The sequence below is a fragment of the Bradyrhizobium sp. MI1.10 genome, assembly GCF_055811035.1.
Map to the genome: position 1 here is coordinate 1 of NZ_JBVVPN010000096.1, position 10,375 is coordinate 10,375.

Annotated in this window: 14 protein-coding genes; 5 read left to right on the top strand and 9 right to left on the bottom strand. The window is 60.1% G+C overall.

Translation table 11 applies throughout. From position 1 onward, the window contains the following. Positions 1 to 998: 998 nt before the first annotated feature. The 4 genes from AC0L3K_RS39700 to AC0L3K_RS39715 all read left to right on the top strand — a co-directional run bounded on the left by AC0L3K_RS39700 (position 999) and on the right by AC0L3K_RS39715 (position 2,676). Entirely contained in the window at positions 999 to 1,163 is a 165-nt protein-coding gene (locus AC0L3K_RS39700; protein ID WP_473368111.1) for a hypothetical protein, read from the top strand. 348 nt (positions 1,164 to 1,511) lie between these two features. Then, entirely contained in the window at positions 1,512 to 1,874 is a 363-nt protein-coding gene (locus AC0L3K_RS39705) for a hypothetical protein (protein ID WP_473368112.1), read from the top strand. A gap of 2 nt (positions 1,875 to 1,876) precedes the next feature. Further along, complete coding sequence (locus AC0L3K_RS39710; RefSeq protein WP_473368113.1) at positions 1,877 to 2,098, top strand: hypothetical protein; 222 nt, start codon at positions 1,877 to 1,879, stop codon at positions 2,096 to 2,098. Positions 2,099 to 2,454: 356 nt separating this feature from the next. Next, positions 2,455 to 2,676, top strand: coding sequence for a hypothetical protein (locus tag AC0L3K_RS39715; protein ID WP_473368114.1), 222 nt, complete (start codon positions 2,455 to 2,457; stop codon positions 2,674 to 2,676). A 31-nt stretch (positions 2,677 to 2,707) separates the two neighbouring features. Here the strand turns inward: AC0L3K_RS39715 and AC0L3K_RS39720 are convergent, their stop codons facing one another. The 9 genes from AC0L3K_RS39720 to AC0L3K_RS39760 form a co-directional block, all read right to left on the bottom strand. Further along, on the bottom strand, positions 2,708 to 3,652 hold the full coding sequence (locus AC0L3K_RS39720) for a hypothetical protein (protein ID WP_473368115.1): 945 nt from the start codon (positions 3,650 to 3,652) through the stop codon (positions 2,708 to 2,710). A gap of 146 nt (positions 3,653 to 3,798) precedes the next feature. Further along, a complete protein-coding gene (locus AC0L3K_RS39725) occupies positions 3,799 to 4,260 on the bottom strand; it encodes a hypothetical protein (protein ID WP_473368116.1) in 462 nt (153 codons plus the stop codon). Between the two features lie 30 nt (positions 4,261 to 4,290). Continuing rightward, positions 4,291 to 5,295: an LAPAL motif-containing putative phage structural protein gene (locus tag AC0L3K_RS39730; protein WP_473368117.1), complete on the bottom strand. Its 1,005-nt coding sequence runs from the start codon at positions 5,293 to 5,295 to the stop codon at positions 4,291 to 4,293. 301 nt (positions 5,296 to 5,596) lie between these two features. Next, complete coding sequence (locus tag AC0L3K_RS39735) at positions 5,597 to 5,719, bottom strand: hypothetical protein (protein WP_473368118.1); 123 nt, start codon at positions 5,717 to 5,719, stop codon at positions 5,597 to 5,599. A gap of 8 nt (positions 5,720 to 5,727) precedes the next feature. Beyond that, the gene (locus AC0L3K_RS39740; protein WP_473368119.1) at positions 5,728 to 5,991 is read right to left on the bottom strand and encodes a hypothetical protein; all 264 of its coding nucleotides are present in this window, start codon (positions 5,989 to 5,991) and stop codon (positions 5,728 to 5,730) included. Between the two features lie 833 nt (positions 5,992 to 6,824). Further along, positions 6,825 to 7,115 (bottom strand): hypothetical protein, encoded by a 291-nt coding sequence (locus tag AC0L3K_RS39745; RefSeq protein ID WP_219682460.1) that lies wholly within the window; start codon positions 7,113 to 7,115, stop codon positions 6,825 to 6,827. Positions 7,116 to 7,215: 100 nt separating this feature from the next. Continuing rightward, positions 7,216 to 7,680, bottom strand: a complete 465-nt coding sequence (locus AC0L3K_RS39750) for a Crp/Fnr family transcriptional regulator (protein ID WP_473368120.1) — start codon at positions 7,678 to 7,680, stop codon at positions 7,216 to 7,218. Between the two features lie 207 nt (positions 7,681 to 7,887). Next, a complete protein-coding gene (locus AC0L3K_RS39755) occupies positions 7,888 to 8,502 on the bottom strand; it encodes a ferric reductase-like transmembrane domain-containing protein (RefSeq protein WP_473368121.1) in 615 nt (204 codons plus the stop codon). Positions 8,503 to 8,513: 11 nt separating this feature from the next. Then, positions 8,514 to 9,017, bottom strand: coding sequence for a peptidase associated/transthyretin-like domain-containing protein (locus tag AC0L3K_RS39760; RefSeq protein WP_473368122.1), 504 nt, complete (start codon positions 9,015 to 9,017; stop codon positions 8,514 to 8,516). Between the two features lie 283 nt (positions 9,018 to 9,300). On the opposite strand from AC0L3K_RS39760, the gene AC0L3K_RS39765 reads away from it, so the two are divergent. Then, on the top strand, positions 9,301 to 10,296 hold the full coding sequence (locus tag AC0L3K_RS39765) for an LLM class flavin-dependent oxidoreductase (RefSeq protein WP_473368123.1): 996 nt from the start codon (positions 9,301 to 9,303) through the stop codon (positions 10,294 to 10,296). The last annotated feature ends 79 nt before the right edge of the window (positions 10,297 to 10,375 follow it).

Sequence of the window (10,375 nt, forward strand, 5' to 3'; positions counted from 1 at the left end):
CTCCGATGCAGGTCCGATCCTCGTCGCCGCCGTTGTGCTTGCAATCGCGGCATTTGGATAGGTAGTCACCTAGCGTGATGCCGGGAGCGGCATCGCTCGAATTTTCGCTGACGTTCAGCGTCCGCATCGACAGGGGTGATCGAACAAGTTGGCTACTTCCGGTATTGGCCCATCGGCGGCCTCGGAGCCCACCCGCTCTTTGGCCGACGTTGGCGGCAAACCCGGACATCAGGCGGCCGCCGCTTCATGAGTCTGCCCTAATCCACACCCACGTCCGGCAGTAGCTCGCCGCCGTCTGATCCCCCTATGGATCGATAATTTGCAGCACAGACGGAGCCGCGTTTTGATGGCGGCATGCCTCGTCCTGCCCGCCATAGCACCACCCCTGCCGGTCGCCGCCCGGTCAAGATCACCTTCGGCGAGCTGCGCGAGATGGGCCTAAGCGGCGTCGTGATCTGGTGCGCCGATTTCCGTTGCGGCCGTCACGTCGCGGTCAGCGCGGGACGCCTGGCCCGATGCGATGCGTCTATCCGACATTGAGGGACGCTTCGTCTGCTCGGCTTGCGGCTTGCGCGGGGCGGACGTTCGGCCGAATTTCAATGGGGCCGGCCTGGCGGTCGCCGTCATGGGATGTCGATAACAAGACGGCCCCGGCCGTGGGGGCTTTTGGGGATTGTGGGCCGGGGCCGCTGGAGGTGCTTGGACCTTGTGGAAGGCTCAAGCTTCCTGAGCCTAGGACAAATCGGCAATCAGCACTGTTCGCTTTTCGCACTTTGGCTAGAGGGTTCCATGCTGAGAAACGGAGTAACTGCAATGAAAGACATGCAGGCTAACCGCGCTCCGTCGCCAATGGGAAGGCCAATCTCAAATCGGGTGTGTCGCCCTTGGGGAAGGGCATCGGGAAAACTTGGTAGTCAGCAAAGCGTTCCCTGCCTGTGTTCGGGAACCGTGATCTGACCGCCTGAGTTTAAAATGCGGGGCGAACGTGGAGACATCCCATGTTGACGCTGGCGATGCTTGCTGGAACCGTGTTGATGATGGTCGTCATCACTCTCGGTCTCTTTAAAGCCGCTGGGCTGAAGCGAGTGGAGGACTTTATCTCTACGCCGGAGAAGACGAATGACTGGGATCGTCTCCGAGAGAAACAAGGCCGCCTCAGTTGACGGCCCTTTTTCATTTGCCGTTACCCGCGCCACGATGTGCGGAGGCCTCGCACCAATCTGCTCAATGGCTGTGCCGCTTGCTGGAAATTAGAAGGGGTCGCCTTTCAGCGACCCCTTGCCGGTTGAAATCTTGTTCGGGATGAAATGCCAGCCCCGGCAAAATCACGATAACTGCACTGCGGCGCTGGGCGATATACCGGACAACTACTGCCAAATTCACATGGAAGCAGGCGAGCAAACGGCCCCAGCGGGGAACCTTCGATTGCGCCGGCATCCTCTGCCGCACACAGGTCCCAACGGAACGATCGGTTGGCAGCGTGATTGCTCCTCTTGAGTAGGAGTTGCGTCATGCGTCATTCGCCGTCGATCGTTCCGCTGGATCGGCTCGACCGGGACATCTACTTGGTCCTGGAGGACTTCGGCGCCCGCGCCGGCTGCTCCTGGCGCGAGACCGACGAGCAGGACACCGACATCGAGACCATCATCCGCGACCTGCTGTCTGGGCAGTACGCCTATCCGGTGCGTATCGTCGCTTTCAACGCCATTGAGGGCTGGTCTAGGGATGCCACCAGCGAGGTCGCCGATGAGCTTGCCGAGCGAACCGGCGACCATGGCGTCGAGATCACGCCGGCCTTGCAGGCGTTCATCGAGGAAAACGCGACCCGCCCGTTCGGTATCCAATTGGCGCTGCCCCTGCGTGGAGCCGCTTGAGCATGGTGCGCCTGACCCCAGCCGAGCAGATTGAGCAGAGCTACGACCTCGCCATGATGGCGATTGCGGACTACCTGACGAAAGAGCACGACGCGGCGACCACCATCGATCGGCTGATCCGCATCCTTGACCGCGACAGCCTGCGGGACGCCATCACCGAGGTCCTGGTCGACGCACGAGTACATGCGAGGCCGAAAGCGGATGCTCCGAAGGTTGACCAATGAACTGCGCCGCTTGCGAGGACACTGGCTGGGTATGCGAAGCCCACCCGGACCGCCCTTGGGATGGTCCACACGCCTGCGGCTGCGGCGCAGCCGGCGACCCTTGCCCCCGCTGCAATGATTCCTCGGAAGCCGACCGACCTCGACCACCTGCCGGCTTTCGGTTCAGCTTTGGCCTATTGACGGATTTGGCCCGGTTCTTCCGGAAGAGCTAGGCGGACAAGCCATCGCCCTGGCTCCGACCGCGACTTCTGGTGGTTGGCGATGATCACTGACACCGACCGCGATGCGATGACGCGCGCCAACGCCGCCGGCCCGAGGCAGAGTCGAACCTGTGCCAAACAGATTGACGCCCCAAGTTGCGCAGGGAGCCGTGGGAGGCTGTTGGCCGCTACGCGGCCTTCTGCGCGCAAATCACGTCGCTGAATCTGCAGCCATGGGAATCGACCGTGGTTTACGCCGATACGCCCCAGGCCCATGCACTGCTCCGAAGGCTGAAGGCCGCCGGTTTGTCGAAGAACGAACCTGATCCGCTGGTGGCGATTGCCGAAGCCGAGCAGCGACAGCGAGCGAGCCCATGATCTCTCGCTCTTCTTTGGCCGCCGGGCTAACTCAGTGAGAACTAGTCTTCTCAGCTATGTCCATGTAGGTACGAAGGATGTGGTCTGCGAGTTGTTGCGGCGAGAACTCGCGACCGTTCGCATCGGTGCTGACCCATGCATGGTAGTCCTCCCGTATGAGTTGATACGAGAAACGCAGCGATTTCAGCTTCGCAGGCTTGTTCATCGAGCCATAGAAGCCGGGCAAAGTCGGAAATCCCTTGAATACTTCGATGAGCAGATGAGCATCTTGAAGGGAATTTGAGTAATGAGGACGGAAACTGCAGATGGTATTGCACGGAGAAAGGCCGGTTAGAATCCGGTATTCCTGCGAACGCTTTGCAGTTATTGCGATGCCCGATTTCGTAATTTGCTCGGCGTGGTGTTCTATAGCGATAGAGAAATCTTCGTAGGCCTGAAGTGAACTCCGAACACCAATCTCGGTCGATTGAAAGCGTTCTTGCTTCTCCTTGAAGGCCCGTGCTCTGCGGAGACGGTCGGCGCGTTCTGCAACACTTTCTTCGTGGGGTTCGCTGCCCCGCTCCGTAGCGCGTGCTTCCACAACTGCCGCTGCGGCCTCAACTCCCCAACGCGAGAGGCCAACATAAAGCCGCGTCTTCGGCAGCCACGGCGGCATTTTGGGACGATCTACCGTCGGGACGAAGATTACGAAGTCCCACCCATCATCCAACGATCTATTCTTTATGGCGTCACGTTCGACGCGGGTCCAAGGCGTCTCGCCCCACTCTGGGCGATAGAGAACCACGACCAGCCGGGCGGTTTCGCCATAAACCTTGCTAAAGCTCTCTTGCCCATCCTTGCCGGCGATCTCTCTCTGACGTTCGCTGTAGATAAACGTCTTTAGCCGGGAGGCCAGCAGGTCGTTTAGTTGCGTAGCTACGCCTTCGTCGAGCGCGCAGAAACTGAAAGCAATGTCGTACTCGAACTGTTCGCTCATCAGCCCCATTCCAGCCAGAGAATCTTCAAACAAAGATGCTTCCGGTTTGCAATCCAAACAACCGAGATGTTCTCTTATGCCCGGAAAACTACTTCTGAACTGGCGGTGGAACGGTCGAGGGAGCGGAAGTGATTTTGGAAGAGTCGTCACCGCGCCCTCTTACCTTGCAACACCCCGATCACATCCGTGAGAAAATCTCGATAGACAAATTCCGGCAGTCGATTTTCACGCACAGAGTGTCCCAAGAACCAGAAGGCAAATCCTAGCGCAAACGTCAGCGGCAGCACTCCCATGATGGGCTTTCCGCCTTCGTCAGCGGCCTGATCGCGAAACCAGCGAAAACGGTCATTTTCAAATCGGGTCAACTCCGCGAGTGTTTCGTTACGACCATCTTCCGGCACGTGCGCCAACACCGACTCAAGCACCACCACACTCAGATAAGCGGCAGCCTCAAGCTCGGTTTTCCCTGCTTTTCTAAAATCGCCGGCGGCTCGCTTCAGGCTTGGAAAGGTTTTGAGCAGCGCTTTGAGTTCAGGAACAAACATCAGAATCGAATGGATGTTGACGATCACTTCGGTCCGATATTTGAAGCCGGTCCATCCAAACATCCTATGACCTCTTAAAGGTTGATCAGGCGCTCAACTCTCTTCGGCGTCATCATCACTATTTGCGATGAATGGGAACGCGGCTTGCCGACTTGCCGGAATAAATTCCAATACCTCCGCAACTTTATATTCGTTTCGGTACTGGCCGGATGCCGTACGCTTTTCCGTCACCCGCAGTTTGACTCGCCACGTATCGCCTATTCTTACGTATCCGCGCGCACGCACCTGATCCGCTATGCTTGTCTCACTAATATCGGCAGAAACGGTTTTGCCGCCGTAGCGAAATCGCCAAACGTGCGACTCAGAATCAAAGTCGGGCCGGGTAACCTGCAGGTGGGCCACTACGGTCTGAGGCTCGAACGTCTCCTCATCCTTAGTTGCCAATTCCGCGCGGCCCTCCACGATTGCTATCGCATCCGCCTTGCTTATCGTTTCGCCCTTCATTGAACCTTCTGGATCGAACTGAAGCGTATCAATTCCGCTCCGCTTCAGGGGCGAGACAACTTTAGCTGCGTAATCGCGGATGATGGGGTCTTCCCCGAGTCTATAAACATTCCGGTTCACAATAACGGTGTTGCCATCGCCCTTGAACTTCACCGCAACCGTTCCTTGAGAATCTATTGTCGAGATCGTTGCTTCGTGATCGCCTACCTGCAGCACCGGAGAGACACTTTCGATCTCATTGCCTTTCCGTCGCGCGAGATATTTGAAAAGGCCAAAAACGGTTGGCGGCAGTCCTATTAGCCCTAGCCAACTGGCGATGCTCTGAGCATTCTTGAGGGTGTGCTCGTCGGTAAGAAGAGCCCCGATAGAACTGAGTATCGATTGAATCAGCTCCAGATTTATTTGGAAGCACTTATGCTCAAAGTCCGACTGTACGATGAGGTTGATCTTAGCGGCATCGCCGTTGAAGGTCGCGTTAGCCCGCTTTATTAGCTCTCCTAAGGCCAAGAGCGCGGGTGCAAGATCGGCGACGTCCATCCCGTGCTCGGATAGCGCAGGCCCGTCGTATCGTAGTTGAAATGTGACCTTTGACATGCACCACCCCCAGCTCAGCTCAATCTTTGATCATTGAACGGGCTTTTGTGCAACCGACTCCTTAGTCGTCAGCGGTTCGTGGTAACCCGCCCGACGTTGCGACCCGCCCGCGCCATGGATCGCCGTTGTGTTGCCGCTGGTGGACTCGCGGATTCTTTGCGCGGCGCTACAGTCCGTTGCCCCGTACTAGCGGCAAGGCTTGCCCGACATCATGGCGGGTCTGCCGTAGCAGTCATCCTTTGTGGGCCAGCCATTCTTCGTGGGCGTGGTGCTCTCGCGGCCGATCACCTTGCCGCGACCGTCATAGGTCGTTGTCGTGCCTTGGCTGTCGGTCGCCGACCGGCCGACGACATTGCCGCGAGTCGTAGAACGTGCGCTGTTGCGCCGAGGCCGCGCCGGTCACGAGCAGCAGCAGCGCGACCATGATGACCCTCATGGCGCAACAACCTTTGTGAACGACGGGTTGCCTCTCAGCATGAAAAGGTCACGACGATCGTCAGCATAGAATCCCATCCAGTAATAGCGCCGATGGCTCTTGTTGTCGGCGGCGACGATGCAGTCGAACGTCACGCGATATTCGCTCTCTCGGCGGGAAGGTCTTTGCGGCGTCACCCCAACAAGATCGCAAACGATCTCATCCTGATTGAACCCCTTGGCCGTGATGACAAGACCGTCGCGTTCGTCGCAGCGTGTCATTATCTGGCTTTCGCCACACTACTTACCGCGAGATATCTCAGGCAGTTGGGGCCGCGTTTGCGGTAGTGATGATCAGCGCGAGGGACGACATCAGCAGCGCGAGCGGTATCTTGGCCGAGGCTTTCGTCATCGTCTGATCGTAGCGCGCCCGTCGCGTCCGCCGCCAGCCTCCATACCCGTCCACAGGGCTCAATAGGGCTTCATATAATTTTATCAGCCGGAACGCCCCCGGATCGCGACACAAATGTAGACACTGCGCCATCATGGCATTGATACAATTGAGCTTTTAACGTCGTTACATTCCCTGCGCAGTGGGTTGACGGCTTATGCCGCGCTCTCCCCGGCGACGAGTTCCTTTTTGTCACCGTCGCCTTGCGAATTGACGATGGACAAAGACCCGGTAGAGCCCCGATCCATCTCCGCAAGGCTTGACCGTAGCAACGACGGCCAGGACCACACGATTTTGCCGTACGCAGCGATCCGGCTTCGCCAAGAGGCTTCGCCGGACACGTCCTGCTTCGCCCGAAGGCTTCGCAGGGCGTTGGCGCCGTTCGTCCGCACGCTAGACAAGACCTCACGAGGTTCATCTCGCCCTGGTCCCGCCTTCGTGCCCGACGCTGCCGCGTCCACCACCCCCCGATCCACGTTCGTTACGACGGACGATCGCCCCTCTCCCTGGACCGGGATGGCGGATTGATACTGCGATTCCGAATTTCGGTAAAGTGGAATATTTTTGTGAGAGGGGATTGACGGGATTTTGCGGAAGGTGGGTGTTTTGTCCGACGGGTCAGATTGGCATGACCGACGTTAGCCTTAGGCGGCCATGGCGGGCGTTATTGGGAATCGTCTTCATCTGATGCGAGTACAGCGCGAACAACGTCGCCCAGGTTTATGCTGAGGCGCGCTCTCGCTTCATTTTCGTCTTCAGCATGCACCACGTATGACGCTTTCGGCAGAACGATGGTGAGAACTCTTACGACGGCTCCTAGTTCTGCTTCTTGTTCATCGCTAAACGGATCGTTGACTGAGGCCAATTTCTTCATTCTCTCGAAGATACCGGGAGTGTGGTCCTCTAAGGCAGCAACGGCTTCCTGTATCTGCTCGTCGGTATAGAACGTGCCCATGAAAACATCTCAGCTCGTAGGATGGGTAGAGCGCAGCGAAACCCATCGAGGCTTCGTTCGGTGACGAAATATGATGGGTTTCGCAAGTGCTCTACCCATCCTACGCACTGTGCCCGGTAAACCGATCATCAGACCGGCGAAGCCGTCGGCATAGCTCGCGATTAATGTTTTGCAGGACGATCACATAGGCATGGATATCGGCCTTGTAGCAGGCGTAGAGCTTTTGGGCCGTCAGCTCGTACAGCACCGTCGGACTCTCCGCGATCACCGTGGCGGAACGATTCTGCATTTCGATCAGCGTCATCTCGCCGAAGAAATCGCCGGGCTCCAGAACGGAGATCGGGATCACGCGCCCCGCATTCGCCCGTTTGCTCACCGCCAGCCGGCCGGATTTGACGATGAACAGCGAGCGTCCGGGCTCGCCCTCCGTCACGACGGTTGCTCCGGTATCAAATCGGCACTCGACCAGCATCGACATCAGGAGGTCGAGACTTTCATCCGGGATACCGCCGAAGAATGGTGTGGCGAGCAGGAATGCTTTCAGGTTGGGGACACTGACGGCCATCGCGCGAGGATAATCTTCACCGCCATCCGCGGCAAGCAGGGCAGATGCGGGCGCTGACGACGCCGACGTGTTGGAATAAAGAGGTCAGCGGAAGTTTCGTGTCTCGTAGGGTGGGCAAAGCGAAGCGTGCCCACCAACCACTGTGATAGGTAGATAGATGGTGGGCACGGCGCTACGCGCCTTTTGCCCACCCTACGCTTACCACCCCTACGCACTCTCACCGCGCAGCGTCCGCTTTCGCCAGAGGTCAGCCATGAGCTTGACGGTCGCTGCGAGCACGAGCGCGCACAGCACCGCCTTCGAGATCGTCTCCATCGTCCCCTCGATCAGCAGGCAATGCGCCACACTGCCTGCGACGATGACGATCGCGAGGGGAATGTGGACGATGCGCCAGGTGCGCAGCCGCAGTCCCAGGCGGCGGCGCAACGCGGCCAGGACCGCAACGATGAAGATGGCCCACATCGCGGTCACGCCGAAGGGGGAGAACGGCGTCGGTGAGGTATAGGTCAGGGCGTCGATCATATCGGGCGGACTGGTGATCCAGAGGCCGGCGACGTGGATCACCATCGCCAGAGCGAGCGCGCCGCCGATCCAGCGATGGGCGCGCCGGCCGCGATAGGCCGACAGGCCCGGCAAATATCCGCCGATTAGCAGGGGCTGAGCGAGCACGAGACCGAGCGCGACGATGCCCGCGAAGCCGGCGAGGATGTAGAGCGGGCCGCGCCATGCGAGTTGCTCGCTTGTTGCGGCGGCGGCGATCGGCACGCCGATGGCCAAGGCAAGGGCGACCCAGATCAGGGGCGCCGATCGCCACCCTTTCATTCGCAATGCGGTCAGGCCGGCTGCAGCACGAAATGCGCTTCCAGGCTGGTTTCCTTTGGGCTCCGCATCACCGGCCGCAGGAAGACGGTTTTGAATTCACCGCTGTCATAGGCGAGATGTCCATGCGGCTGGCCGAAGACGGGAATGATCTGCGGCATCTCGAGCCGGAACTTGCCGTCCTTGTCGGTGAGCGTGGCGCCATGGCTTTGCGGCTCGTGCTCTTGTCCCTCGGTGGTGTGCGCCCAGATCTGGATGCGCTGGCTTGCGAGCGGCGCGCCGTCGCCGGCGCGGCGCACGGTACCGCTCATCCAGAAGCCGCCCTTGCCGATCCGCTCCACGATCGCTGCGCCCTTGCGGTAATTGTTCGCGCCGCCCGACATCGTCTCGGTCGGCGCGAGCCCGTCCGCACGGGCAGGCAACAGCAGGCCGGGAACGCCGGTTGCCAAAATCCCGGTGGCGACGATCGAGCCGCCAGCGGCAAGGAGGTTGCGGCGATTGAGTAGGACCGTGGTCATGTCGGTTCCTCCTGCAACAGAGCAGTGGCTCCGGGAATGGTACAACAACAGACGCGAGACGCCCAGTTGGGGCGAGGGGTGGAACGGGGCGCGATGACGGTGTTGTGAATGGGGTTTAGGCCGCTCGAACAGCTTCGTAGGATGGGTAGAGCGAAGCGAAACCCATCGAGCCTTGTTCGATGAAGACGCATGACGGGTTTCGCTGCGCTCTACCCATCCTACGCGCCGACACTACATGTATTCTCAGCCGCCGCGCGTCATCCTCCTCCACTTCGGTACCGAAATGATCCCCTTCTCCGTGCTCGACCTCGCGCCCATCCGCCAGGGTGGCGACGCGTCACAAGCGTTCCGCAATTCGCTCGATCTCGCCCGGCACGCCGAAGGTTGGGGCTACAAACGGTTCTGGCTGGCCGAGCATCACAACATGACGGGCATCGCGAGCGCGGCGACGTCGGTGGTGATCGGGCATGTCGCGGGCGGCACCAAAACCATCCGCGTTGGCTCCGGCGGGATCATGCTGCCGAACCATTCACCGCTGGTCATCGCCGAGCAGTTCGGCACGCTGGCCTCGCTCTTTCCCGGGCGGATCGATCTTGGGCTCGGCAGGGCGCCGGGCACCGACCAGTTCACCGCACGCGCGCTGCGCCGCGATCTCGCCACCAGCTCCGAGAATTTTCCGCAGGACGTGCTGGAGTTGCAGGCGCTGCTCGGCGACGTGCAGCCGAACCAGACCATCCGCGCCGTGCCGGGCATGGGGACGAAGGTGCCGCTGTGGATCCTGGGATCCAGCACCTTTGGCGCGCAGCTCGCAGGCATGCTCGGTCTGCCGTTCGCGTTCGCCTCGCATTTCGCGCCGCAGATGATGATGCCGGCGCTGCGCGAGTATCGCGCGCGGTTCGAGCCGTCGGCGCAGCTGGACAAGCCCTATGCAATGGTCGGCGTCAACGTGTTCGCCGCCGATAGCGAGGCGGACGCGCAACGCATGTTCTCCTCGCTGCAGCAGCAGTTCATCAATCTTCGCCGCGGCACGCCCGGCCCGCTGCCGCCACCGGTCGACGACATGGACGCGCTGTGGTCGCCGGCGGAAAAGGCCATGGTCGGGCAGTCGCTGTCCTGCTCGGCGGTCGGCTCGCCTGACATGGTCGAAGCGAAGCTGAAGGCGCTGATCGCCGACACCGGCGCGGACGAACTGATGACCACGGGCCAGATCTACGACCACGCCGCGCGGCTGCGCTCGTTCGAGATCGCAGCCGGGGTAAGGGATCGGCTGGCGGGGTGAGCGCAGAGTTTGTCGCCCGACAAAGGTGCGTTCCCTCCCCCCTTGTGGGGGAGGGCAGGGGAGGGGGGTCGTATACACA